Source organism: Thermopetrobacter sp. TC1 (genome assembly GCF_000746275.1).
GTDB lineage: Bacteria > Pseudomonadota > Alphaproteobacteria > Rhizobiales > Aestuariivirgaceae > Thermopetrobacter.
This window is the reverse complement of sequence record NZ_KN050828.1, coordinates 834,708-858,349: the sequence shown is the minus strand read 5'-3', so window position 1 is coordinate 858,349 and position 23,642 is coordinate 834,708. Positions and strand designations below refer to the sequence as shown.

The 23,642-nt window shown below is 63.6% G+C and carries 22 protein-coding genes; 11 read left to right on the top strand and 11 right to left on the bottom strand.

The window, feature by feature from the left end; genetic code table 11:
* Positions 1–140 precede the first annotated feature (140 nt).
* Together ldtR and EK16_RS07550 are read left to right on the top strand one after the other, a co-directional pair.
* Entirely contained in the window at positions 141–644 is a 504-nt protein-coding gene (gene ldtR / locus EK16_RS07555; RefSeq protein ID WP_051929066.1) for a transcriptional regulator LdtR, read from the top strand.
* A 297-nt stretch (positions 645–941) separates the two neighbouring features.
* Positions 942–2,279, top strand: coding sequence for a Y-family DNA polymerase (locus EK16_RS07550; RefSeq protein ID WP_038035644.1), 1,338 nt, complete (start codon positions 942–944; stop codon positions 2,277–2,279).
* A gap of 300 nt (positions 2,280–2,579) precedes the next feature.
* On the opposite strand, the gene ntrC is transcribed toward EK16_RS07550, so the two are convergent.
* From ntrC to EK16_RS07535, 3 genes are all read right to left on the bottom strand, one after another.
* Positions 2,580–4,058: a nitrogen regulation protein NR(I) gene (gene ntrC / locus EK16_RS07545; RefSeq protein WP_038035643.1), complete on the bottom strand. Its 1,479-nt coding sequence runs from the start codon at positions 4,056–4,058 to the stop codon at positions 2,580–2,582.
* Between the two features lie 88 nt (positions 4,059–4,146).
* Positions 4,147–5,274 carry a two-component system sensor histidine kinase NtrB gene (locus EK16_RS07540; RefSeq protein ID WP_081910355.1) on the bottom strand — a complete coding sequence of 376 codons (1,128 nt, stop codon included), beginning with the start codon at positions 5,272–5,274 and terminating at the stop codon, positions 4,147–4,149.
* Entirely contained in the window at positions 5,271–6,371 is a 1,101-nt protein-coding gene (locus EK16_RS07535; RefSeq protein ID WP_081910354.1) for a tRNA dihydrouridine synthase, read from the bottom strand. Before EK16_RS07535 ends, EK16_RS07540 begins: the two co-directional genes overlap by 4 nt.
* A 181-nt stretch (positions 6,372–6,552) precedes the next feature.
* Between EK16_RS07535 and ispD the strand changes: the two genes are divergently transcribed.
* Together ispD and ispF are read left to right on the top strand one after the other, a co-directional pair.
* The gene (ispD, locus tag EK16_RS12660; protein ID WP_038035640.1) at positions 6,553–7,281 is read left to right on the top strand and encodes a 2-C-methyl-D-erythritol 4-phosphate cytidylyltransferase; all 729 of its coding nucleotides are present in this window, start codon (positions 6,553–6,555) and stop codon (positions 7,279–7,281) included.
* On the top strand, positions 7,278–7,799 hold the full coding sequence (ispF, locus tag EK16_RS12655; RefSeq protein WP_051929064.1) for a 2-C-methyl-D-erythritol 2,4-cyclodiphosphate synthase: 522 nt from the start codon (positions 7,278–7,280) through the stop codon (positions 7,797–7,799). Before ispD ends, ispF begins: the two co-directional genes overlap by 4 nt.
* 85 nt (positions 7,800–7,884) lie before the next feature.
* Here the strand turns inward: ispF and EK16_RS07520 are convergent, their stop codons facing one another.
* The 3 genes from EK16_RS07520 to EK16_RS11530 all read right to left on the bottom strand — a co-directional run bounded on the left by EK16_RS07520 (position 7,885) and on the right by EK16_RS11530 (position 10,888).
* Positions 7,885–8,661, bottom strand: a complete 777-nt coding sequence (locus tag EK16_RS07520; RefSeq protein ID WP_156098519.1) for a c-type cytochrome — start codon at positions 8,659–8,661, stop codon at positions 7,885–7,887.
* Between the two features lie 69 nt (positions 8,662–8,730).
* Positions 8,731–9,513, bottom strand: coding sequence for an exodeoxyribonuclease III (xth, locus tag EK16_RS07515; protein WP_038035635.1), 783 nt, complete (start codon positions 9,511–9,513; stop codon positions 8,731–8,733).
* 31 nt (positions 9,514–9,544) lie between these two features.
* Complete coding sequence (locus EK16_RS11530; protein ID WP_051929063.1) at positions 9,545–10,888, bottom strand: PAN domain-containing protein; 1,344 nt, start codon at positions 10,886–10,888, stop codon at positions 9,545–9,547.
* Between the two features lie 311 nt (positions 10,889–11,199).
* Between EK16_RS11530 and EK16_RS07505 the strand changes: the two genes are divergently transcribed.
* Positions 11,200–12,036, top strand: coding sequence for a patatin-like phospholipase family protein (locus EK16_RS07505; RefSeq protein WP_051929062.1), 837 nt, complete (start codon positions 11,200–11,202; stop codon positions 12,034–12,036).
* Between the two features lie 196 nt (positions 12,037–12,232).
* On the opposite strand, the gene infC is transcribed toward EK16_RS07505, so the two are convergent.
* Positions 12,233–12,775: a translation initiation factor IF-3 gene (infC, locus tag EK16_RS07500; protein ID WP_231573651.1), complete on the bottom strand. Its 543-nt coding sequence runs from the start codon at positions 12,773–12,775 to the stop codon at positions 12,233–12,235.
* A 277-nt stretch (positions 12,776–13,052) separates the two neighbouring features.
* On the opposite strand from infC, the gene EK16_RS07495 reads away from it, so the two are divergent.
* Positions 13,053–13,898 carry an alpha/beta hydrolase gene (locus EK16_RS07495; protein WP_081910350.1) on the top strand — a complete coding sequence of 282 codons (846 nt, stop codon included), beginning with the start codon at positions 13,053–13,055 and terminating at the stop codon, positions 13,896–13,898.
* A gap of 79 nt (positions 13,899–13,977) precedes the next feature.
* Here EK16_RS07495 and EK16_RS07490 read toward each other — a convergent pair whose 3' ends face one another.
* Positions 13,978–14,730: a DUF695 domain-containing protein gene (locus tag EK16_RS07490; RefSeq protein WP_038035628.1), complete on the bottom strand. Its 753-nt coding sequence runs from the start codon at positions 14,728–14,730 to the stop codon at positions 13,978–13,980.
* Between the two features lie 289 nt (positions 14,731–15,019).
* Between EK16_RS07490 and EK16_RS07485 the strand changes: the two genes are divergently transcribed.
* Entirely contained in the window at positions 15,020–15,910 is an 891-nt protein-coding gene (locus EK16_RS07485; protein WP_051929060.1) for an SDR family NAD(P)-dependent oxidoreductase, read from the top strand.
* Positions 15,911–15,932: 22 nt separating this feature from the next.
* On the opposite strand, the gene EK16_RS12260 is transcribed toward EK16_RS07485, so the two are convergent.
* On the bottom strand, positions 15,933–16,772 hold the full coding sequence (locus EK16_RS12260) for a methyltransferase domain-containing protein (protein ID WP_156098518.1): 840 nt from the start codon (positions 16,770–16,772) through the stop codon (positions 15,933–15,935).
* A gap of 75 nt (positions 16,773–16,847) precedes the next feature.
* Complete coding sequence (locus EK16_RS07475) at positions 16,848–17,765, bottom strand: NAD(P)-dependent oxidoreductase (RefSeq protein ID WP_051929058.1); 918 nt, start codon at positions 17,763–17,765, stop codon at positions 16,848–16,850.
* Between the two features lie 223 nt (positions 17,766–17,988).
* Here EK16_RS07475 and EK16_RS07470 point away from each other — a divergent pair, with 223 nt between their 5' ends.
* Positions 17,989–18,780 carry an arginyltransferase gene (locus EK16_RS07470; RefSeq protein WP_038035625.1) on the top strand — a complete coding sequence of 264 codons (792 nt, stop codon included), beginning with the start codon at positions 17,989–17,991 and terminating at the stop codon, positions 18,778–18,780.
* Positions 18,781–18,844: 64 nt separating this feature from the next.
* Positions 18,845–19,906, top strand: a complete 1,062-nt coding sequence (locus tag EK16_RS07465) for an alpha/beta hydrolase (RefSeq protein WP_038036252.1) — start codon at positions 18,845–18,847, stop codon at positions 19,904–19,906.
* A gap of 149 nt (positions 19,907–20,055) precedes the next feature.
* On the opposite strand, the gene katG is transcribed toward EK16_RS07465, so the two are convergent.
* A complete protein-coding gene (katG, locus tag EK16_RS07460; RefSeq protein WP_038035623.1) occupies positions 20,056–22,257 on the bottom strand; it encodes a catalase/peroxidase HPI in 2,202 nt (733 codons plus the stop codon).
* Positions 22,258–22,721: 464 nt separating this feature from the next.
* Between katG and rpmI the strand changes: the two genes are divergently transcribed.
* Both rpmI and rplT read left to right on the top strand, forming a co-directional pair.
* On the top strand, positions 22,722–22,919 hold the full coding sequence (gene rpmI, locus EK16_RS07455; protein ID WP_038035621.1) for a 50S ribosomal protein L35: 198 nt from the start codon (positions 22,722–22,724) through the stop codon (positions 22,917–22,919).
* Positions 22,920–23,062: 143 nt separating this feature from the next.
* Entirely contained in the window at positions 23,063–23,422 is a 360-nt protein-coding gene (gene rplT, locus EK16_RS07450) for a 50S ribosomal protein L20 (protein ID WP_038035619.1), read from the top strand.
* The last annotated feature ends 220 nt before the right edge of the window (positions 23,423–23,642 follow it).

Sequence of the window (23,642 nt, the reverse complement as noted above, 5' to 3'; positions counted from 1 at the left end):
GCGCTTTTTAACACGCCGCCCATAGGATCAGGAACCATCAGGGGCAGGCGGAGGAGAAACAAAAGACATCCGCCGCCCCGCAAAGAAAAAGAATGTGAAGGCGTCAAACGAAATGGGCAGGTGTCAAGATGAACGTCAGAATGAACATGGCAGCGCAGGTGGAAAAACCTGCGGATGATCTGCAGCCGGTCAAGTCCCGCTATCTGGAAGCCCTGAATCTGATCGAGCGTGTGCATCGCCGGTTGCTGGATGTGGTCAAGGACGAATTCGAGCGCCACGGCGAGCGTGAGCTCAATCCCGTGCAGGCTTTGCTGATCTACAACATCGGCGATGAGGAGCTCACCGCCGGCGAGCTGAAGACCCGCGGCTATTATCAGGGCTCCAATGTCTCCTACAATCTCAAGAAGCTGGTCGAGGCCGGCTATGTCGAACAGAAGCGCTCCCGTGCTGACAAGCGCGCCGTGCGCGTGCGCCTCACGGAGAAGGGGCAGGAGGTGCGCCGGCGCATCGATGCCCTCTACGACCGGCAGCTGAAGTCCATCCGCGACGTGCTGGGCATGACCGAAGAGGAGTTCGACCGCCTTAACAAGGCGCTGGCGCGTCTGGAACGCTTCTGGACCGATCAGATCCTCTATCGGCTGTAAAGGCGAAAGGGCGTGCCCGTGAGGGAGACGAAAGAGCACAGAGGAATGATACAGGGAGGCGTCAGACCATGTCCGAAGCCCCGGTGACTGACTGACAAGACCGCAAAAGGGCACGGACAGGACGCCACGGCAGGGGGCGGACGCAAAAAACGCGCGTCCGCCCCTCTCTTGTGACCGATGCTACGCTCGTCCCCTCGCTTCTCATTTTCCCACACCACCATATGTTTTGCGTATATTCATGTTTTGTTCTATACTCTCCCCATCCCATGAGAACATGAGGTCCTTGAGGGGAGTATCATGCACGAGGACGGGGAGGTTCGCTGGCTGTTTCTGGATTTCGACAGCTACTTCGCCTCGGTGGAACAGCAGGAGCGGCCGGAAACCCGCGGCCGCCCCCTGATCGTGGTGCCGCTGGAGGATACCGAGGCCACCGGCGCCATTGCCGTTTCGCGCGAGGCCAAGCGACTGGGCATCCGCCGCGGCATGCGCGTTGAGGAAGCGCGGCGCCTCTGTCCGGATGTGGCCGTTGTGCCTGCCCGCCATGAGGTTTATGTCCATTGGCATCATCGCCTGGTGGCGGAGATCGAGCGCCACCTGCCCATAGACCTGGTGCATTCCATCGACGAGCTTTCCGCCCGCCTCGGCCGCTCCCAGCAGGTGCCGGAAACGGCGCGCCTGCTGGCGCAAGGCATCAAGCGGGGCATCGCCACGCGCGTGGGCGGCGCACTCACCTGTTCCATCGGCCTGGCCCCATCGCGGCTTCTGGCTAAGCTCGCCGCGGAAATGGACAAGCCGGACGGCCTGCGTGTGCTCACCCGCGCTGATCTGCCTGAGGCCATCGCCCATTTGCCGCTGGAGGAAATCCCCGGCATCTCCGGTGGCATCGCGCGGCGGCTGGCCGCCGCCGGCATTCGCGATGTCATCGGCCTGTGGCGTCTCGCACCGAAGCAGGCCCGCGCCATCTGGGGCAACGTCACCGGTGAGCGCTTCATTCGCGCCTTGCATGGCGAAGACGTGGATCCGCCACCGCCGGGCCCGCCGCGCAGCCTCGGCCACGGGCGCGTTCTCGCACCGGAACACCGCACGCCCACCGCGGCCTGGCCGGTGGCCTGCGCCCTGCTCCTGAAGGCGGCCGCGCGCCTGCGCCGCGTCGAAATGACCGCCGCCGCCCTCACCCTCACCGTCAGCTGGCTTGTGCGCGAACCGACAGCATCACGCCCCGCCTTCCTGCGCGCCGCATCCTCTTCCTCCTTGCGCATGCGCAGCGATGACGGCGGCCTTGCCCTCACCGTGCGTTTTCTCCCTTCGGCTGACAGCTTCGTTTTCCTGCGCGCTCTGGAAAGAGCCTGGGCCCAACTGGAAAAGCAGGCGCGCTCACGCCGCAATCCCCGCCTGCGCAACGTCTATGTCTACCTGCATGAGCTGCAACCGGAGAACGCCCGGCAGCTGGACCTTTTCGCCGATCGCGAAACCCGCCGGGAGGAACGCGAGCGCCTCTGGGCGGAGATCGACCGCCTCAATCGCCGTTTCGGCGGCCGCACGGTGGAACCCGCCGCCCTCAAGCACCTGGACCTCAAGTATCTCGGCGCCAAGATCGCCTTCGGCCGCATTCCCGCACCGGAAGATTTCGCCTAGGGCGTGGACTCATAAAAGACGGCGATGCCAGCGGGCATTTTCTACCGCCGGAAGGATATTTTATATCCTTACCCAACGTTTCGGCGGGTTTTTCAAACCCGCCTAAAGCATGAATGGCGGGGTAACATACCCCGCCAAAGCGTTCCGGAACGGGATAAAATCCCGTTCCGGCATTTCTTCCAATTTTTGATTTATCAATGAGTTAAACAACCAATCCCTAACTCATGGAAAATCTCTTTTCCTCGGCCGATTTGGTGGCAACATTGCGCTTCCTGAATTCAGCCCTGCAATCTGCCCGGGTCATTCCCGTGCAGTGCGGCGGCGCAGGCGGCCGGTGCGCATGACCGTCAGCCCCAAATCGCGGATGCGGGTGCGCAAGGTATTGCGATTGATGCCCAGAAGTTCCGCCGCCCGCAGCTGGTTGCCGCCGGTCGCTGCCAGGGCTGCGGAAATCAGCGGCGCCTCCACCTCGCGGATCACCCGGTCGTAAAGCCCGGGCGGCGGCAGCTCCTCCCCGTGCTGGGCGAAATAGTTCTGCAGCCAGCCTTCCACCAGCTCCGAAAGCGACGCGCCGGCGGAGACCTCGCTCAGCCCCGGCGCCGCCCCGCGCGACATCTCGGCCAGTTCCGCGCGGATGATATCCGGCCCGATCTCCTCTTCGGAATAGATGGCAACAATTCGGCGCACCAGATTTTCCAGCTCGCGCACGTTGCCCGGCCAGCGATGCTGCTTGAGCACCTCGATCGCCTCCGGGCTGAAGCGCTTGGGCGAGAGCCCCTCCTCCACCGCCTGCATGAGGAAATGGTTGACCAGATCCGGTATGTCGTCCAGCCGTTCGCGCAACGGCGGCAGACGAATGGGCACGACATTCAGGCGGAAATAGAGATCCTCGCGGAACTGGCCGGCGGCGATCATCTGCTTGAGATTGCGGTGCGTGGCGGCGATGATGCGCACATCGGCCTTGATCGGCGTTGTGCCGCCCACGGTGGTGAATTCCCCTTCCTGCAGCACGCGCAGCAGGCGCGTCTGCGCCTCCATGGGCATATCCCCGATCTCGTCCAGAAACAGCGTGCCGCCGCGCGCCTGTTCGAAGCGCCCGGCCTTGCGCGTGGTGGCGCCGGTAAAGGCGCCCTTTTCATGGCCGAACAGCTCCGATTCGATCAGCTCCCGCGGGATCGCCGCCATGTTGAGCGCCACGAACGGCCCGCGCCGCCGGCGCCCGAAATCGTGCAACACGCGCGCGACCAGCTCCTTGCCGGTGCCGGATTCGCCATAGATCATCACCGTCAGGTCCGTCTGGGTCATGCGGGCGATGATGCGATAAATCTCCTGCATGGCCCGGGAACGGCCGATGATGGGCAGGTCTTCCGCCGCCGGCGCCCCGCCGGGTAAATTGCGCTGCGCGGCTGAGGCGGCCTGTTCCAGCGCCCGGCGCACCACGCCCAGCATCTCGTTGAGATCGAAGGGCTTGGGCAGATATTCGAAGGCCCCCTTCTCCGCCGCGGTGATCGCCGTCATGATCGTGTTCTGCGCGCTCATCACGATGATGGGCAGATCCGGCCGCCGCTGCTTGATGCGGGGAATGAGCTCAAAGGCATTCTCATCAGGCAGAACCACATCGGTGATCAGAACATCCCCCTCGCCTGCGGCCACCATCTCCCACATGGCCGCGGCGTTGGAGCCCGTGCTCACGTGATAGCCCGCCCGTGTGAGCGCCCGCGTCAAGACGGTGCGCACCGCGGCATCGTCATCCACAACCAGGATCGTGTTCTGAGCCATGTCCGTTTTCGCCCTGATCCGTTCAGTCAGTCCATCATCCCGGCCCACACCGGCCCGTTCGGACAAACGGCGCACCGCGCCAGATCATTCAGGCCGCATCCTCATCATAGATGGGCAGCAGAACCCGAAACGTGGTGAAGCGTTCATCGGACGTGAACTCCACCACCCCGCCATGATCACGCACGATCTTGGCCACCAGCGCCAGCCCCAGCCCCTTGCTGGAGGGCTTGGTGGTCACGAAGGGATCGAAGATGTGCGGCCGGATTTCATCCGGCACCGGCCGCCCCGTATTGCGCACCTTCACTTCCAGCGGCAGCGAGACCTTCTGCCGCGAGCCGGGCACGGCGATGCGCACACCGGGGCGAAAGGCCGTGGTGAGATCGATGTGCCCGCCCGGACGATCATCCGCGCGCACTGCTTCTGCCGCGTTCTTCACAAGATTGAGAAACACCTGGATGAGCTGATCCCGGTTGCCCAGCACCGGCGGCAGTGAGGGATCATAGTATTCCTGAATGGGAATGCCCGCCGCAAAGCCGCTTTCCGCCAGTTTCTTGACATGATCGAGCACCGTGTGGATGTTCACCGCCTCCCGCTGCAGGGGGCGCTCGTCGGTGAACACCTCCATCTGATCAACGAGATTGCGGATCCTGTCGGCTTCCGCGCAGATGAGCTGGGTGAGCGCCCGATCCTCTTCCGGCAGCGAGGGCTCCAGCAGCTGCGCCGCTCCGCGAATGCCGGAGAGCGGATTCTTGATTTCATGCGCCAGCATGGCGGCCATGCCGGAAACGGTGCGCGCCGCGCCGCGATAGGTGAGCTGCCGGTCGATCTTCTGCGCCATGGACCGCGGCCAGATCTGCAGCACCACCACGCCAGGAAGCTCCGGCACGATCCCCGCCTGCAGGTCCACCGCGCGCTCACCGCCCGTGCGCGGCGTGCCGATGCTCACCTCGTATTCATTGATGGTCGCGCCCGTGCGCCGCACCGATTCGATCAACTCAAACAGCGGCGAGGTGAAGGGGATGATGCTCTCAAGCCCATACTTGCGCAGCGTGCGCGCGGAGGCCTGAAAGAAATTCTCCGCCGCCGCATTGACGAAGAGAATGGTATTTTCGGCATCGATGGCAATGAGCGGATTGGGAATCGCCATCAACAGGGCCGAGCGCATGCGCAGCACGGCATCATCCTCGCCATCCTTCATGAGGGGTGTTTGCGTCATGTCACCGCCTCCGTCCTTGCCGCCCGTCGCATAACCGCCGCCGGTTGCGCATTGTCAAAATCCTGTCGCAGCGCGCGCCCGGCAAGCAGCGTTTTCAGCCGCTCAAGCGCTTCCGCTACCACATCTTCCGCTTCTGCCCGCACAAGGCGCGCGCGCCATATCACGGCCTCTTCCTCATTGAGCAGCCCGGCCGCCTGCCAGCGCATGACGGCCCAGCCCAGATGCTTGCGCGCAATCCTGATGCCCTGCTTCGGGCCATAGAAGCTGAGCAACCGTGCATGCAGCCTACGGGTTTCATCCACCTGCGTGCCGATATCCGGCAGCGAGAACACACCGTCTCCATCAAGCGCCCTGGCAATGGCGCCGACGATCCATGGTTGCCCGCGCGCAGCGCGCCCCACCATCACCCCGGCGGCACCGGACACCTCAAGCGCGCGTCGGGCCGAGGCAACATCAATGATATCGCCATTGACAATGACCGGTACCGACACCGCCCGCACCACCTCGCCAACAGCCCGCCAGTCGGCCACGCCATCGTAGAACTGATCGCGCGTTCGGCCGTGTACCACGATCATGCGCGCGCCCGCCCCTTCCGCCAGCCTGGCGATCAAGGCGGCGTTCTTCTCCCGCGCGCTCCAGCCCAGGCGCATCTTCACCGTCACCGGCACAGCACCTGCGCCGCGCACCGTGGCCTCGATGATGGCCAGCGCCACATCGGCATTGCGCATCAGGGCTGCGCCCGAAAGCTTGCCCGCCACCATGCGCGCCGGACAGCCCATGTTGATGTCGATGATGTCCGCCCCCAGATCCACCGCCAGCCGCGCGCCCTCTTCCATGTCTTCAGGCGTGCGCCCGGCCAGCTGGATCACGCGCGGACGGATCGGCGCCGTTGCCTTATCGCCCTCGTCAAATCCACGCGCCCGTGCGAGAACATCCCTGCGCCCTTCCTTGAGCGCGCGGCCCACCACCATCTCGCTGACCACCAGCCCGGCCCCGTAGCGCCAGGCGCAGGCGCGAAAGGGCGCATCGGTAATGCCGGCCATGGGCGCGAGAAAGACCCGGTTGCGCGTTCGCCAGGGGCCGATTGTAATGCTCATCTTTTCATCACGAATTTAATTTGCACAATTTAATATCATTTTGCCTTTGCCTGCTTAAGCTGGCAAGAGCCTCGTTGCCCTTTTTCCATGCCTTCGATAGAAGGCGGAGAGAAGAAGCGACAGATCCGGCATGCGCGCCGGTTTCCGGGCAGTGTCTTTGAAACCTTGAGGAACCCATGCCATGACCACCGCCGCCCTGATCGTGGCCGCCGGTAGCGGAACCCGCCTGGGCAGTGATGTGCCCAAACAATATCTGAATGTCGCGGGAAAGCCCATCCTGCGGCGCACGATCGAGGCCTTTCTGGCCCATCCCGGGATTGACCTGATCCAGGTCGTCATTGGCGAGGGACATGAACAGTTTTATGCCGAGGCCATCACCGGTCTTGAGCTGTCCGAAGGCAAACACATGCCCCTGCCGGTCACCGGCGGCGCCACCCGGCAAATATCCGTGCACCGCGGGCTAGAGGCCCTGGCCCGCCGCGAACAGGGTGCACCGAATGTTGTACTCATCCATGATGCCGCCCGTCCCTTCGTGCAACCAGCGCTCATTGACCGTCTGCTTCATCACCTGGGCATGCACGAGGGTGTTGTGCCCGGCCTGCCTGTCACCGATACCGTCAAGCGCGTGAATGCGGAGGGCATCGTGGTGGAAACCCCGCCGCGGGACAGCCTGCGCGCCGTGCAGACGCCACAGGTTTTCTACCTCGCCCCCATCCTTGCCGCGCATCGTCAGGCGGCGGAAGAAGGCCGAACGGACCTCACTGATGACGCCGCCGTTGCCGAATATGCCGGTTTCGAGGTGGCGGTGGTTGAGGGCGATCCCCTCAACCGCAAGATCACCCATGCCGAGGATCTGACCTGGGCGGAAGAAGTGGCCCGCCGTCTCAACATGCAGGAGAAAGACGCATGAGCCGGGCGGAACACGGCGCTGATGCCGCACCCCTTTTGCCGGATGTGCGCGTGGGCAATGGCTTTGATGTGCATGCCTTCACCGAAGGCGATCACGTCATCCTCTGCGGCGTGCGCATTCCGCATGAAAAGGGGCTGAAAGGCCATTCCGACGCCGATGTGGCCATGCATGCGCTGACCGATGCGCTATTCGGCGCCCTCGCCGCCGGCGACATCGGTGCGCATTTTCCGCCTTCCGATCCACAGTGGAAGGGCGCTCCCTCGCATATCTTCCTGCGCCATGCCATGGAGATGGTGAAAGAGCGCAAAGGCCGCATCAGTCATTGCGACATCACCATCATCTGCGAGCGCCCGCGCCTGCGCCCCTATATCGAGGAGATGCGCGCCACACTGGCCACCATCCTCGATTTGGACATCGCGCGCATCTCCGTGAAAGCAACCACGACGGAACGCTTAGGCTTCACCGGCCGCGAGGAAGGCATCGCCGCGCTTGCCACCGCAACCATCATCCTGCCCTGAACCCGATCGAGGAAGCATACGCCCCATCCCCTCGCCGGCCATGGCAAGACCCCATTCATCCTGACATCCGAAAGCCCGGGAGGGCTTATTCCGCGCCGTCCGCCTTGGGGCTGGGATCCAGCTTCTGCAGCCAGGCCAGCACCGCGGCGATGTCGGAAAGCGGCAGGAAGCGCAAGGAAAGCATGTCGGCAGAAGGCACGCCGTTTCTGATCTTGTGCAGGGCCTGCTCCGGCCTGTGCCGCGCCACCCAGCCCAGCGCCGGACGATCACCTTCCTCGCCTTCGATGTAGGCCTTGCCGTCGGCATCATGACAGCGGATGCAGGTCCCCTCATAGATGTCCTTGCCGCGCAGGGGATTGCCCAGGGCTCGTCCCTTTGCGTCAATCATCCGCCTCACATCATGCTGGCCGCGGGAAATGAACAGCGCCAGCGCCTTCAGCATGGGCGGCGGCAACACCGATGAGACCTTGCCATGCGGCGCTGCGAGGATCGCGGCGGTGATTTCGGAAACCGGTTTGCCCGCCATCTCCCGCAGGGAAACGAATCGGGGCGAGTTGGCCAGCCGTTTCAGATGTCCTTCCCGTCCGCGATAGTCCCAGCCATGACAGGCCACGCAGCGCCAGGTATCGGCAGCCGGGATATTGACACCGGCCGGATAGACGGGATTGCGCCCCGCCGGCGGCTGAATGCCGAGCACGGCCCAGTGATTGTCGTAAAGACGCCCGCCCAGGGAAAGCAGCCAGAGCTTGCCGGTCATGGACGGCTCATCCGCAGCACTCGCCAATGGCCCTGCGGCGATGAAACGAAAGACCGCAAGCGCCATGAACATGGCGGTCAGGATGATGGACGTGCGTCGTTTCATGGTCTCACTTTCAAGCAGGAATGGACTGCGGGCCTTGACCGGCATCAAGCAGGGCGGCCTTGCGGTTCTTCACACATCAAGCTCAATGAGCAGGGGCACATGATCGGAAGGCTTCTCCCAGCTGCGCACGCGCTTGTCGATCCAGGCCCGCTGCAGACGATCCGCCGCCTGTGGCGAAAGCAGGAAAAAGTCGATGCGGATGCCGTCATTCTTCTGCCAGGCACCGCCCTTGTAATCCCAGAAGGTATAAAGTCCCGGTTCTGCCGTCCACGCCCGGAGAGCATCCACCAGGCCGAGATTGAGGATGGCATGCCAGGCAGCCCGGGTTTCCGGCGCATACAAGGCATCGCCCTCCCAGTGTTCGGGAAAGGCCGCATCCTCCGGCCCCGGAATGACATTGTAATCACCGCCCAGGGCAAAAGGCTCCTCCAGCTTCAGAAGCGCCCGGGCATGTTTGCGAAAGGCCTCCATCCAGCGCAGCTTGTAGGCGAATTTCTCGCTGTGCACGGGATTGCCGTTCGGCGCATAGACGGACGCAACCCGCACCACGCCTTTGTCCGTGGGAATCACCGCCTCCAGATAGCGCGCCTGCTTGTCCTCCTCCATGCCCGGAAGGCCGCGCGTGACATCCTCCAGCGGACGGCGGGAGAGAATGGCAACACCATTGAAACCCTTCTGCCCGTGCGTTTCCACATTATAGCCCAGATCCTCGAACGGCTGGCGCGGAAAGCCCTCGTCCACCGTCTTGATTTCCTGCATGCACAGAACATCGGGGCTGGCATCCTTCACCCAGGACAGAACCGTCTCCAGCCGGGCGCGAATGCCGTTTACGTTCCAGGTGGCCAGTTTCATCAGACGGATTCCTTTTAGTCTCATCCTTTCATCAGCGGCGGCGCCGCACGCGACACTGGATCACCGCCGGCGGATTGCCGCAGCCGAAGGGCCAGATGCGCGCTGTGGATCCGGGCGGATAGACACCGCAGGTATCGCCGCAATCACAGGCGCGCACAAGCGGACACTTGCCGGAATAGGACGGCCGCCATCCGGATTTCCATGGCCCTCCCGCAGGCATCGGCCCGCCGATCTGCACCCATTCATAAATGAAGGGCGCCCGGGATCGCCCTGGAACGGGACGCGCCGGTGCAGAGCCCTGCCGCCGGCAGGCCCGCAAGGCCCGCTCGCGCATGGCAATCAGGTTTTTCCTTTCGGGCACGGTGAGCCGTCGGCATGCCTCGAACTGCCGGTCGAAAGAAGCCGCCCATTCCGGCCCGGAAAAGCCGCAGCCCAAACCACGGGCCCGCCGCGCCTGCCGCGTTGCGATGCGCGCATACAGCCGGCAGGATTCCAGATCGGCCATGGGCGCCTCGCGCACTGGCGGCCCGCCAAAGGGATCATCCTCGCCCGGCGTGATGGTCACCGGTGGTTCCGGTGTGCGCATGGGCGGATTGTTGCGGCAGCGTGCGATGGCGTCCTCGCGGGCGCGGGTGTTGGCCTCCGCTTTCTGGCGCGAATTGCGCATGCACCAGTTGAAATACCCCCGCCGCGAAGCGCCCCAGCGCCCGCCCGTATAGCCGCAGCCCAGTTGCCGGTTCAGGGCATTGGCCCGCATGGCGGCATCGGCATAATCGTTGCAGAAGCGCCGTTTCTCCTCCATCGCCAGCCGCGTCTGCTCATCCATGCCAGACATGCCAGCGCCCGTGCCGGTATCATCGGGAAGGCGCTCCGCCTCGATAACCCCGCTTCCTGCCTCTTCCTGTGCGGATGAGGCGGAACCCGCCGAGGATGCATCAGGCGCGACCGGTACCGATGGCGACGCACCCGGGCGCTCCGCCGTCTGCGCTCCCGTGTCATCATCGCCCGTTTCTGTCTCGGCCGGTGGCGTCACAGGCTCCGCAACCGGGGTCTGAGTGCCGGATCCTGCGCCCTTGATGCCGGAAATGCAGCAGGTATCGGCCTTTTTCTCCGGAACCGTCTCTTTCAGGAAACATTTGGCCCGCTTGCCCCGCTTGCCCGGCCAGACAAACGTCCAGGCCTTGCAGCGTGTATCCTTGGCGCACACGTTTTCGCAGAACTTCGGCAGTGGCGAGATCAGCTCGAAGGAGCGGTAGTCTCCGCCCGGCAGGTCTGTATCCGCAAGGCGCTCCGCCGCCGGCAGCGGAAAGGAAAACAGCGTCAACAGGATGAGCGAAATCAGCCAACCGGTGAGGCGATGCGTGGTGCGGGTCATCGAACTGGCCTTCTGCAATCGAGAAGAAGCGACATCTCCTTGACCAAGACGTCCGGTGACGATTGCCCCGCGTCTTGATCGCGGCAGGCCGCCGGAGTCTCGTTCGCCCATCCGCCCCTTGCGGTCATGGGTATCGTGCATGCCGTCGCTTGTCCAGAGCGCCCATCAGGGAAGTGCCTGGCAACGACGTGTCTGCCTGATTTGTCAGGCCCGCCGCAATCCTCTAGCATGCCAGGAAAATGCACGGCATGCGGGCGCCATGCCTGAAGGCAATGGCGCGGAACCTGTCAAGAAAGGGAGAGAGACACACAATGGCGCGGGTCGGGCTGGCTTTGGGCGGAGGTGCGGCGCGCGGGCTGGCGCATATTCCCGTGCTGGAAGGTCTGGAGGATCTGGGCATCCGGCCGGAAGTCATCGCCGGCAGCTCCATGGGCGCCATGGTCGGCGCCGCTTTCGCCTCCGGCATCTCCGCCGCCGAGATTCGCGACCATGCCCTCTCCGTGCTCGGCAACAGGCGCGCCGCTGCGCGTCACATTCTGCGCGGCGGTGAGCACAGCCCGCTCGCCCTGCTCAATTTCTCGCTTTCCCGCCCGGTGCTGATCGACGGGCGCGCGCTCGTTGAACTCGTCATGCCACACGGCGTGGCCCGCCGCGTGGAGGATACGGAAATCCCCCTCATCGTCACCACCACGGATTTCTATGCCGCGGAGGAGAAGGTGATCCGCAAGGGCGATCTGCTCGCCGCCGTGGCCGCCTCCATCGCCATCCCCGGCGTCATCGCCGCGCCCCGTCTCGACGGCCGCCTTCTCATCGACGGTGCCATTGTCAATCCCGTCCCTTTCGATCACGTGCGCGCCCATGGCTGCGATATCGTCGTGGCCGTGGAGGTCACCGGTCAGCCCCAGCCCTCGGAAAAGGGGCGCAAGCCCGGAGTAACAGAGCTGGCGCTCGGCGCCACCCAGATCATGCAGCTGCAGATCGCCCGGCTGAAACGGATGCTGGAGCCGCCGGAGGTCTGGATCGACCCGCCCGTGGATCGTTTCAAGGCCTATGATTTCCTGCGCGCCGCCGAAATCCTTGAAGCCGCCGCCCCCTTGCGCGAGGAGGTCAAACGCAAGCTCAGCCCCATCCTCGAGAAAATGGCCTGAACCGATGGCCACGGAAGAACACCCCGCAACACGCGTTTCCTCATGCCGCTTGCAGACCGGCATCGTAAAGCGCCAGGCGGAGGCCTTGCTTCACCCTGCCCTTGGAAACCGGATGCACATCCGGAAATTGTCTTGCGCGCGTGCGCCGTGAACAGAAGGAAAAAGGCGCCCGGGCGAATGGGAAGCGTTTGGCGATTCACTTGTTGGGGGCCAGGATCATGACCATCTGCCGGCCTTCCATCTTGGGCTGAAGCTCCACCTTCACCTCATCGCCGGCATCGGCCAAAACCCGCTCAAGCAGGGCGCGCCCGAGATCGGCATGCGAAACCTCGCGCCCGCGGAACCGGATCGACACCTTCACCTTGTCCCCCTTGCTGATGAACTTGCGCAAGCTGCGCATTTTCACCTCATAGTCATGGGTGTCGATGGTGGGGCGCATCTTGATTTCCTTGACCTCGATGGTCTTCTGCTTCTTGCGCGCCTCCGCCGCCCGCTTCTGGGCCTGATACTTGAACTTGCCGTAGTCGAGGATCTTGCACACCGGCGGGTTGGCATTCGGCGCCACCTCGACAAGATCCAGCCCCGCCTCCTCGGCCAGTGCGAGCGCGTCTTCTATGGGCATCACCCCCCGCTTTTCACCGTTCTCGTCGATAACGAGAACCTCGGGCGCCCTGATCCTGTCGTTGACCCGCGGTCCCTCATCGCGAGGTCGCGCAGGTCCCCTGTGTGGTCTGCGAATGGCAGTCTCTCCCTTCTGTTGACGTGATCGTGTGCCTTTATCCCCGAAAACGGCAACAGCGCCGCGCTCCGCCTCTCGCCGGGCGGAAAGCGGCCCCATGCCTTCCTAACAGTGCAATATAGATGTTCAGCCGGGCATGCAAGTCAAGCCGCGCTGCAAACGCGCACACGCTCGCCTTTTTTCGCCGATTGTGGCATTCAGGCCCCGATCAACTGCTTGAGAAACGCCAAATGCGCCCCGCGCCGCCGGGGCATCACAGCAGAGGGATGCAAAGGACATGACCGACACCGGCCTGCCCCCCAACACCGTTCAGGAAAAGGGAACGCTGAAAAGCCCCGCCGGAGACGACATCGCCTGGATTGCCGACGGCCCCATGCCGGCGGAGGATGCGCAAGCGCCGTGCGGCTTTTTCTGGCTGGGAGGCTTCATGTCGGACATGAGCGGCTCCAAGGCCACCGCGCTAGCTGCGCTGGCCAATGCTACCAAGCGCTCCTTCGTGCGCTTTGATTATTCAGGGCATGGCGCCTCGGGCGGCCGCTTTGAGGAGGGCACCATTGGCAAGTGGCTCAATGAGGCCGAGGCCGTTTTCCGTCAGGTGGCGAAGGGGCCGCGCGTTCTGGTCGGATCGTCCATGGGAGGCTGGATAGCGCTCTTGCTGGCCCGCCGCCTGCTGAGAGAGGATCCGCAACAGGCCCGCCGCATCCGCGGCATGGTGCTGCTGGCTCCCGCCACGGACATGACGAAGGATCTGATGTGGGATCTCTTCTCCGAAGACATGCGCCAGACGCTCACCCATGAGGGCCGCATCGCCATCCCCAGCGAATACGGCCCGGAGCCTTATGTGATCACCAAGGACCTGGTGGAAGAGGGCATGAATCATCTCATTTTAGAGGAAGGTCTTTCCGTGCCCTGGCCCGTGCGCATCCTGCAGGGCGAGGCCGATGCCGACGTGCCCTGGCGGCACGGGCTGAAAACCTTCGAGGCCCTTTCAGGCGACGATATCACCTTCACCCTCGTCAAGGGCGGCGATCATCGCCTCTCCACACCGCGCGACCTGCAGATGCTCGGCGAGACCGTGCTCGCCCTCTGTGCCCGGGCCGACAAGGCGGCGCACACCGCCTGAGCCGATACAAGGGAAAGCCCTGCCTTCGCCTTGAAGACAGGGCAAAATCGCCTCTTTCTTGCCTGAATCACGCAAGGAGTCAGACCGCTTCCGCCCGGCAGATCTCGCAGCTCCAGCCCTCATAAGAACCGCCGAGCTGCTCGGCCATTTCGGTGATTGCGGCAGTATCGGCGTCGATCTCCTCGGGGATCAGCGGCATGCGCCGGTGAAACTGCAGCACGAACCACGGCGTTTCCGCATTGGGCGAGAGAATGCCGTCCACATGAAAGCGGTTCTTGCGCGCCCAGTTGGCAAAGGCGATGGCCTGATGCCGGTTGCTGAAACGCGCGGTGTGCTCCACCGGGCGCGGACAGGAGAGATCATCGCCCTGCAGGCGCATCTCCGCGATGCGTGCATGATCACGCATGCGCCGCCGCTCGTCCTTGGTTGGCAGCATCAGGTCCAGAAACACGCGGTTTTCCGGATCGGGCTCCATGTGAAAGGCCAGGTCCTCATCGCGCCTTAGGGCAATGCGCCGCACCAGGTTCTTGGCCTCCTCGCGCCCGCAGGAGACGTAGAAGAAGAACGTGCGGTGCTTGAGCGCCGTGACATGGCCCACATAGAGGCCGCCAATCGCCCCCACCCACTTCTCCAGTTCGTCTTCCAGATCCTCCAGGCGCTTTTCCTCCACCGGCAGCGGCAGGCCGTCCTCGTCTGCCTTGAACGGAGCCTGCACCCGCATCAGGTTCGGCAGATCCAGCTGCGGCAATTCGCGCGCGGCATCGGCATTGAACACGATCCAGGCCGGCACGCCATCAATCTCGGTGGCGAAGGCATCCCATTTCGCAGACATCGGACTTCCACCCTGCTACGCGTTACGCGACTTACACTCACGGACTCGTTTTCATCCCGTCTCAGCCAAAGGCCGTTCTTCATGCATCGTCTGCAAGACCCATGACGGGATCATCGCAATTGTCGATATTCTGGACAGAAGCCGTTAACGGCCTCTTGTCAGCAGACGGGGATTGCCGCCATGGTTTCCAATTGGAAAACACCCTGATAGGGAAAGAGGGCATGCCCGCTGTTTCAAAAGTAGGGACAGCGCAGGCGATGATGAGCTGCACGGGGGCTTAAAAAACGTCATGAACCGCATCTGGAGCACGCAGGAGAAAAGACGCGCCCTGATCACCGGCGCCTCCTCCGGCATCGGTGAGGCTTTCGCCCGCCTTCTTGCCGAAGAGCATTGGGACCTGGTATTGATCGCCCGCCGCGAAGAGGAGCTCTACCGCATAAAAGGCGTGCTTCAGGCTGAACATCCCATCACCGTGCATGTTCTTCCGGCCGATCTTTCCCGGAAGGATGCGCCGGATCACATCCTGCACGCCCTTGAAGAGAGAGGCTTCGTCCCTGATGTGCTGATCAACAACGCCGGATTCGGCCGCGCCGGTCCTGCGCATGTTCTGAACGCCGATGAGCAGCTCGCCATCGTTGATGTCAACGTGCGCGCGGCCACCGCCCTGGCGTTGAAGCTCCTGCCCCGCATGGTCGAACGCGGCATGGGCGGCATCATCAACGTCGCCTCTCTGGCCGGCTTCATGCCCGGCCCCGGCATGGCCGTCTATTTCGCCACCAAGGCCTATCTCCTCTCCTTCTCCGAGGCCCTGCACGAGGAAATGCGCGATCACGGCATCACCATCACTGCCCTCTGCCCCGGCCCGGTGCGTACCGGCTTTCAGGCAGCCTCAGGCATGGACAGGCTGTGGCTGACGAAGGTCTTGCCCATGGCGAAGGCCGAACAGATCGCCCGCGCCGGCTGGCAGGGCTTCAAGGAAGGGCGCGCCATCGTCATCCCGGGCCTGTTTCACGCCTTCACCGTACAGATGGGACGCATCTCTCCGCGCGTGCTCACTCGCCGCATCGTCAAAAGGTTGCTCCTGCCCAGGCGTCGCCTGAAACTGCTGAAAGAGAGGAAAGAGAGGAAAGAAATCCCGGATCAGGAGCGCGATTCCAACACCGGCGAATCCGGGCGCTAAAGCCGCCTTTTCTTGGCGCCAGTCACAGTGCGCAGGCACCTCCCTGTGCGGGAAGATCCGCTTGCGTTTCCGCCGCCCAGCCGGAGAGATAGAGAAGATCAAGAGTCACCGCGAGGCGCCCGTCCGCCTCCGTGCAGGCGGCCTCCAGCGCCGCCGCCGCCCGCGCCAGCCGTCGCCGCGAAACCGGCCGTCGCGGCCGTTCCATCAGCATGTTGCTCCAGCCCAGCGCCTTAAGCTCCTGCATCAGCGACAGGGCATCGTCATAGCGCAATGTGAGCCGCTCCACATCCGTCACCGGCATGACGAACCCTGCCAGCTGCAACAGGCTTCCTGCCTGACGCACATCGCAAAAGGGTGCCACCCTCAAGGAAGGCGCACCTTCCTCCCTCATGTCGGCATGGGCCCAGGCCGCCCGCAGCTCCCGCAAGGTTTCACCGCCGGGAAAGGCGCTCAGAAACAGCCCGCCGGGGCGCAAAAGCCGCCGCCAGGCGAGAAGCGCATCCGGCAGGCCATCGATGAAGGCAGGCTCCATCAGCAGCACGGCCAGATCAAAACGGCGCTCCGCAAAAGCAGGCGCGCGCGGATCAATCACGCATTCATGCCCCCCGCCCGCCGGCCGCGCCCAGGGAGCGGCGAAAACCACCTCTCCCACATTGCCGGCACCTTTCAGAAGCAAGGCCCCGTCCGCCGGCGCCAGGGTGCACAAGAGCGCCCGGTCAAACTGCCGCTTTGTTGCCGAAAGGCGCGCGACAATTTCCTCAAGCGCATGCCGGTGCAGAAAATCCGGCATTGCCGCATCACCAGCAAGGGAAAGACGGGCATAACGCTGAGAGAGAAGTCTTGTGTCAAACAGGGCCGGCATTGCCTGTTTCGCCCTCCTTCGCCCGTCTTGCCTGCCGGCGCGGTGTAAACGTTCGCGCCGATGCGCAGGCAGGATTCAGGATTCGCCCCTTTCATCAGCGGGGGCACTCTCGGGGTTTAAGGCATCCGGACATTCCAGCAGGGCGATCAGGCTGGACGTATCCCAGCGGCCGCCGCCCATGGCCTGTATCTGGGCATAGAACTGATCGACAAGCGCGGTGATCGGCAGCCGCGCCCCGTTGCGTCGCGCCTCGGCAAGGCAGATGGCGAAGTCCTTGCGCGCCCAGTCCACCGCAAAGCCGAAGTCGAATTTGCCGTCGGCCATGGTGCGATAACGGTTCTCCATCTGCCAGCTCTGGGCCGCGCCCTTGGAGATCACGTCGAAGACGGCATCGATATCAAGCCCCGCCCGCTTGGCGAAATGCACACCTTCCGCCAGGGCCTGGATCAGCCCGGCAATGCAGATCTGATTGACCATCTTCGTCAATTGCCCGGACCCCACAGGCCCCATCAGCCGCACCATGCGGGCATAAGGCTCAAGAAGCGGCCGAATGCGCTGGAATGTCTCCGGCTCGCCGCCGCACATGACGGTCAGCACGCCGTTTTCCGCGCCCGCCTGCCCGCCGGAAACCGGCGCATCGATAAAGCCAAGGCCTCTCTCTTTCGCCGCTGCCGCCAGCTCCCGCGCCACATCGGCCGAGGCGGTGGTGTGATCCACCAGCACCGCCCCTTCTTTCATGCCTTCAAAGGCACCTGCCTTGCCCAGGATCACGCTGCGCAGATCATTATCGTCACCCACACAGACGAAAACCGCATCGGCCCCTTCCGCCGCCGCGGCCGGCGTTTCGGCAAGCCGGCCGCCGTATTCGGAAACCCAGCGCTCCGCCTTGGCCCGCGTGCGGTTATAGACCGTCACCTCATGCCCGGCCCTGGCCATATGCCCCGCCATGGGATAGCCCATCACGCCCAGCCCGATCCACGCAACCGTTGCCATCAGCGATCCCTCCACTCAACACTTGCGTCCTTTTTTCGCGCACGCCCGCGCATGGACACGCATGATCCTGTGCTTATAATCCGCTTGCGCAAGCGGCCCCAAGCCTTAAATTGCCTGCCCAGGATGCGCCGGCATGCACGCCGCCCAAAACGGGCATTCCGGCTTTCGCGCATGCAGCCGGCACCGGGCAGAACGCGGCGGAAGGTCTTTTGAGCAAAGGGGTGTGACAGCCGTGGAACGGCAGACTTTTCCACAATTTTTCATCACGGCCGAAGGCGCCTGTCCCTATCTGCCCGGCAGGCGCGAGCGCAAGGTCTTCACCCATCTTGTCAGCTTCGACGCGCCGGAGGTGCACGAGCTGCTCACCAAGACCGGCTTTCGCCGCTCACAGAACATCGCCTATCGCCCGGCCTGCGACGGATGCAATCTGTGCATCCCCGTGCGCATCCCGGTGGCCGATTTCCGCATGAACCGCACCATGCGCAAGATCTGGCGCCGCAACGCCGATCTCACCGCCCGCTTTGAGCGCCCCATCGCCACCGCGGAAGCCTATGATCTCTTCCGCGCCTACATCGAGGCCCGCCATGCCGACGGCTCCATGGCCGGCATGACCATGCAGGATTTCGCAGCGATGATCGAGGAAACCTTCCTCGACACCCGCCTTGTCACTTATCGCCTGCCGCAAGGGCCGGCCCTGGCCGAGCCCCGCCCGCATTCGGGGCGCCTTGTCGCCTGTGCGCTCACCGATGTGCACACCGACGGCCTGTCCATGATCTATTCTTTCTACGATCCCGCCCTTGCCCGCCGCTCGCTCGGCACGTGGATGATTCTCGAACACGTGGAGCGGGCCCGGCGCATGGGCCTGGCCTATGTCTATCTCGGGTATTGGGTGCCGGGCTCGGCCAAGATGGGCTACAAACAGCGCTTCCTGCCGCAGGAGCGTTTGATCGAGAACGAATGGATCCGCATCGAGACCGAAGACGCCCGCCTGTTTCCGGAACCCAAAGGCAAATGACCCCATGATCCCGCATGCGCCGCATTCCTCAAATCCTCTTCACCGCACGTCATTGGCGGGCATCATGACACGCTTCATCGCGGCCATGGCACTGCTGGTCATGGGCGCGCCCTTGAGCAAGGCCGCAAACGCCGAAGAGGGCCTGAAAGGCTGGTGGCTGAACAAGCGGTTCCTGCCTCTGCCCGAGGCGGCAAGCCCGCAGCTTCAGGAGAGCATCCGCACAGGCAAGAAGCCGGATGTGCGGGCCCTTCTTCTCATCACGCCGCAAGATGCCAGGGGCTGGAAGGTTCTGCAGACCATCAACGATGCGCCCATTGCCAAGCGCGTGCCTGAGCGCGCGGCCTCATCCAATGTCACCATCGAGGAGGCCAAGATCGCCGGCGTGCGCGTCTTTCGCGTCACCCCACACAAGATTGCCCCGCAGCACAAGAATCATCTCTTCCTGCATGTCCATGGCGGCGCTTTCGTCTTCAATGGCGGCCTTGCTGCAACGCCGGAGGCCATCCTCATCGCGGCGCGTGCAAGGATTCCCGTCATCAGCGTTGATTACCGCATGCTGCCGGATCATCCCTTTCCGGCCGCGCTTGAAGACGTCACCGCCGTTTATCAGGCCCTCATCAGGACACACGCGCCGGAAAAGATCGCCATGGGCGGTACATCCGCCGGAGCGGGATTAACACTTGCGGCCATGCTGCATTTCAAGAAGCTCGGCCTGCCGCTGCCCGCTGCCCTCTTTCTCGGCACGCCCTGGGCGGATCTGTCCAAGACCGGCGATTCCTTTCATCTCAATGCCGAGGCCGACCGAACGCTTGTTGCCTACGAAGGCGTGCTCGCCGCAGCGGCGCGCCTGTATGCCAACGGCCGCAGCCTGAAGGATCCCGAAATCTCGCCTCTTTATGGCGACTTCTCCGGCCTGCCGCCCGCGCTCGTGGCCAGCGGCACACGTGATCTCTTCCTTTCCCTCGCCGTGCGCGTGCACAGGCGCCTGCGCGATGCCGGCATTCCGGCCGAGCTTCACGTCTTCGAGGGCCTCTCGCATGGCGAATATATTCCCTTGCGCGACATTCCGGAATCAAAAGCCCTGTTCGCCGAACTGTCCGCTTTCCTCTCCCGCCATCTGAAATAGGGCGCACAACGACAGTTTCGAGAAGAACGCCCGCACATCCCGCCTGTACCCCTGTATTGCTCCCAAAAAAGGAAAGCCGCCTGCGACGGGCGGCATGTCGCAGGCGGCCAGGCACCGGGGGCTTTTCGGTCACGGCCGAAAACGCCCCTTCAGCGCCATGTCACATCAAAGCGGTCGAGGTTCATCACCTTCGTCCAGGCGGCGATGAAATCGCGCACGAACTTCTCCGCATTGTCATCCTGGGCGTAGAATTCGCTCTGCGCCCGCAGCTGCGAATTGGCACCGAAGACGAGATCCACCCGCGTGCCCGTCCAGCGCACTGTGCCGGTTGCACGGTCCACCCCTTCAAAGAGGGTCTCCGCCTCATCCGCCGGACGCCATTCCACATCCATGCTGCAGAGATTGACGAAGAAGTCGTTGCTCAAGACCCCGACACGATCGGTGAAGACCCCGTGCGGATTGCCGCCATGATTGGCGCCGAGCACGCGCATACCGCCGATGAGCACGGTCATCTCCGGAACCGTCAGCGCAAGCAGGCTGGCACGATCCAGCATGGCCTGCTCGGCCGGCAGCTGACAGCGCGGATCCATCCAGTTGCGGAAGGCGTCGGCCACGGGCCTTAGATACTCAAAGCCTTCCACATCCGTCTGATCCTGTGTGGCGTCCACCCGCCCCGGCGTGAACGGCACGCGCACGTCAAAGCCGCCATCCCGCGCCGCCTTTTCCACCGCTGCACAACCCGCGAGCACGATCATGTCCGCCATGGAAACGCGCTTCGCACCCGTCTGGCGGGCATTGAAGCCCTGACGGACCTCCTCCAGCCGCGCCAGTACGCGCGATAAACGCTCAGGCTCGTTCACGTCCCAGTTGCGCTGCGGATCGAGGCGAATGCGCGCACCGTTGGCGCCGCCGCGCTTGTCGGAATCGCGGTAGGTGGATGCCGCCGCCCACGCCACGAACACCAGATCGGAAACAGTAAGCCCCGCGTTCATGACCTCCGCCTTCAGGGCCGTGACGTCTTCCTCTTCGATGAGGTCGAAATCCCGCTCAGGCAGCGGATCCTGCCACAGGAAGTCCTCCTTCGGCACCTCCGGCCCCAGATAGCGGCTCTTCGGCCCCATGTCGCGGTGGGTCAGCTTGAACCATGCCCGGGCGAAGGCTTCCTCGAACTCGCGCGGATTGTCCAGAAACCGGCGGGCAATGCGGGCATAGGCCGGATCGTAGCGCAAGGCGAGATCGGTGGTCAGCATGATGGTCTTCACCTTGCGGGAACCGTCATGCGCATCCGGCGCCAGATCCTCCTCGTCCGGGTTCACCGGCTCCCATTGCCAGGCACCGGCCGGGCTCTTGGTCAGGTTCCAGTCATATTTGAACAGGATCTCCAGAAAGCGCGTGTCCCATTGCGTCGGCGTCGGTGTCCATGCGCCCTCAATGCCGCTGGTGATGGTGTCCGGCCCCTTGCCGGTGCCATAGTCATTGCGCCAGCCCAGGCCCATCTCCTGCAGGGGCGCCGCTTCCGGTTCCGGCCCCAGATGATCGGCGCTGGCCGCGCCATGACACTTGCCGAAGGCATGCCCGCCGGCAATCAGGGCCACGGTCTCCTCGTCATTCATGCCCATGCGGCCGAAAATCTCGCGAATGTCGGCTGCTGCGGCCAGAATGTTGGGCTCGCCGTTCGGCCCTTCCGGATTGACATAGATGAGGCCCATCTGCACCGCCGCAAGCGGGTCCTCCAGCTCACGTCCCTCGCGATGGCGTTCATCCCCCAGCCATTCGCTTTCCGGGCCCCACCAGGTGTCCTCCTCCGGCTCCCAGACATCTACGCGGCCGCCGCCGAACCCCAGGGTCTTGAACCCCATGTCCTCCAGCGCCACGTTGCCGGCCAGGATCATGAGATCAGCCCAGGAGATCTTCTCGCCATATTTCTTTTTCACCGGCCACAGAAGCCGGCGTGCCTTGTCCAGATTGACGTTATCCGGCCAGCTGTTCACCGGCGCAAAGCGCTGGTTGCCGGTATTGCCGCCGCCGCGGCCGTCCTGCATGCGGTAGGTGCCGGCGCTGTGCCAGGCCATGCGGATGAACAGTGGCCCGTAATGACCGAAATCCGGCGGCCACCAGTCCTGCGGCGTGCGCATCACCTGCCGCAGATCTTCCTTGAGCGCCTCATAATCCAGTTCGGAAAATGCCTTGGCGTAATCAAAGCCGGGATCGACCGGCTTCAGCGCCTCGGTGTTCTGTTGCAGGATCTTCAGGTTCAGCTGATTGGGCCACCATTGCCGCACCATGCTGCCGCCCTGTGTCATCGGTTTTAAGGCCTCGTGCGGGAATGGGCACTTTCCGCTTCCATGCATCGTTCTCTCCTCCTTGGTGCAAGGCCGGATGGGCACCGCCCATCTATGCAAATTATAATTATTCTAATTCGAAAAAGTGGTCAAGCATGAATCTTCCATCAGGATGACCGGACCTGGCCCATCATCTGACAAGACAATCAGGCCGCATCCCTGTGGCGCAGCATTCCCGCGGTCATGAGATCATCGATCCGAAAGGGAAAAAGCCCGCCGCATTTGCGGACTTGCAAGAAGGCGCAAGACTGCATTATAAGGCGCCAGGCGCCCCGGCCTTTCCGGCCGGGGTGTTGCGATGTGCGTGCTGATGTTGGTTACCTCATCGACAGGCAGGGTAATCCGATCACAAGCAGCCATCGCGAAAAGCATGAAAAGGAGGTCGCCCCCGGCCACATGGGCTGCCGCGCGGGCGACGCAACACGGCAAGCGGCCAGGGATGAGATGGCCGCCGGAATGCAAGGAGAAGCCGAATGCCCAAGCTCAAGAACAAGTCCGCCGCCAAGAAGCGGTTCCGTTTCACCGCCACCGGCAAGGTGCGCGCCACCCAGTCCGGCAAGCAGCACGGCATGATCAAGCGCACCAACAAGCAGATCCGCAATCAGCGGGGCACCACCATCCTCAAGGATTGTGACGCCAAGATCGTCAAGAAGATGATGCCTTATCGCTGATCGGTTGCGCAAGGCACCCCTATCCCGCGCCCGACTGCGCAGGGTGCATAAGCAGGAAAGGGGGACGAGCCGCCGGAAGCCGACAGCCGGAAACCCTGCATCAGATACCGATTACGGAATTCGCTTTGGAGGAGAACTGAACCATGCCGCGCGCAAAGAAGGGTGGCCCCAGGGCCCGCGCCAGACACAAGAAGGTCATCCGCCAGGCCAAGGGCTATTACGGCCGGCGCAAGAACGTCTATCGCGTTGCCGTGCAGGCGGTGGAGCGCGCTCATCAGTACGCCTATCGTGACCGCCGCCGGCGCAAGCGCGTTTTCCGCAGCCTGTGGATTCAGCGCATCAACGCCGCCTGCCGCGAACTCGGCTTCACCTATGCCCGATTTATCGACGGGCTCGGCAAGGCAGGAATCGAGATCGACCGCAAGATGCTGGCCGATCTCGCCGTGCGCGAGCCCGAGGCCTTCAAGGCGCTTGTCGAGAAGGCGAAGGCGGCGTTGGCCTGATCGGGCCACGGGCGCTGAAAAACGCGCCCCTTGCCCGCGCCGGACGAAAGGCAACACGCGGGCACGCTGACACGATTATCAACACCACTCCTGCCAGGGCCGGGCCCCTTTCCGTCGGACGCCGGGATTTCCCGCAAAACCCCTTTGGCGTCCTTGCGGAAACGTGCCCGGCCCTGTTGATGTCAGGGGCGGAAGAAAACCGAACAAGCGGGGTTTTATG

Coding starts and splice junctions, on each gene's coding strand:
- ldtR (WP_051929066.1), top strand. CDS start 141: ATGAACATGGCAGCGCAGGTGGAAAAACCTGCGGATGATCTGCAGCCG.
- EK16_RS07550 (WP_038035644.1), top strand. CDS start 942: ATGCACGAGGACGGGGAGGTTCGCTGGCTGTTTCTGGATTTCGACAGC.
- ntrC (WP_038035643.1), bottom strand. CDS start 4,058: ATGGCTCAGAACACGATCCTGGTTGTGGATGACGATGCCGCGGTGCGC.
- EK16_RS07540 (WP_081910355.1), bottom strand. CDS start 5,274: ATGACGCAAACACCCCTCATGAAGGATGGCGAGGATGATGCCGTGCTG.
- EK16_RS07535 (WP_081910354.1), bottom strand. CDS start 6,371: ATGAGCATTACAATCGGCCCCTGGCGAACGCGCAACCGGGTCTTTCTC.
- ispD (WP_038035640.1), top strand. CDS start 6,553: ATGACCACCGCCGCCCTGATCGTGGCCGCCGGTAGCGGAACCCGCCTG.
- ispF (WP_051929064.1), top strand. CDS start 7,278: ATGAGCCGGGCGGAACACGGCGCTGATGCCGCACCCCTTTTGCCGGAT.
- EK16_RS07520 (WP_156098519.1), bottom strand. CDS start 8,661: ATGAAACGACGCACGTCCATCATCCTGACCGCCATGTTCATGGCGCTT.
- xth (WP_038035635.1), bottom strand. CDS start 9,513: ATGAAACTGGCCACCTGGAACGTAAACGGCATTCGCGCCCGGCTGGAG.
- EK16_RS11530 (WP_051929063.1), bottom strand. CDS start 10,888: ATGACCCGCACCACGCATCGCCTCACCGGTTGGCTGATTTCGCTCATC.
- EK16_RS07505 (WP_051929062.1), top strand. CDS start 11,200: ATGGCGCGGGTCGGGCTGGCTTTGGGCGGAGGTGCGGCGCGCGGGCTG.
- EK16_RS07495 (WP_081910350.1), top strand. CDS start 13,053: ATGACCGACACCGGCCTGCCCCCCAACACCGTTCAGGAAAAGGGAACG.
- EK16_RS07490 (WP_038035628.1), bottom strand. CDS start 14,730: ATGTCTGCGAAATGGGATGCCTTCGCCACCGAGATTGATGGCGTGCCG.
- EK16_RS07485 (WP_051929060.1), top strand. CDS start 15,020: ATGAACCGCATCTGGAGCACGCAGGAGAAAAGACGCGCCCTGATCACC.
- EK16_RS12260 (WP_156098518.1), bottom strand. CDS start 16,772: ATGCCGGCCCTGTTTGACACAAGACTTCTCTCTCAGCGTTATGCCCGT.
- EK16_RS07475 (WP_051929058.1), bottom strand. CDS start 17,765: ATGGCAACGGTTGCGTGGATCGGGCTGGGCGTGATGGGCTATCCCATG.
- EK16_RS07465 (WP_038036252.1), top strand. CDS start 18,845: ATGACACGCTTCATCGCGGCCATGGCACTGCTGGTCATGGGCGCGCCC.
- katG (WP_038035623.1), bottom strand. CDS start 22,257: ATGCATGGAAGCGGAAAGTGCCCATTCCCGCACGAGGCCTTAAAACCG.
- rpmI (WP_038035621.1), top strand. CDS start 22,722: ATGCCCAAGCTCAAGAACAAGTCCGCCGCCAAGAAGCGGTTCCGTTTC.
- rplT (WP_038035619.1), top strand. CDS start 23,063: ATGCCGCGCGCAAAGAAGGGTGGCCCCAGGGCCCGCGCCAGACACAAG.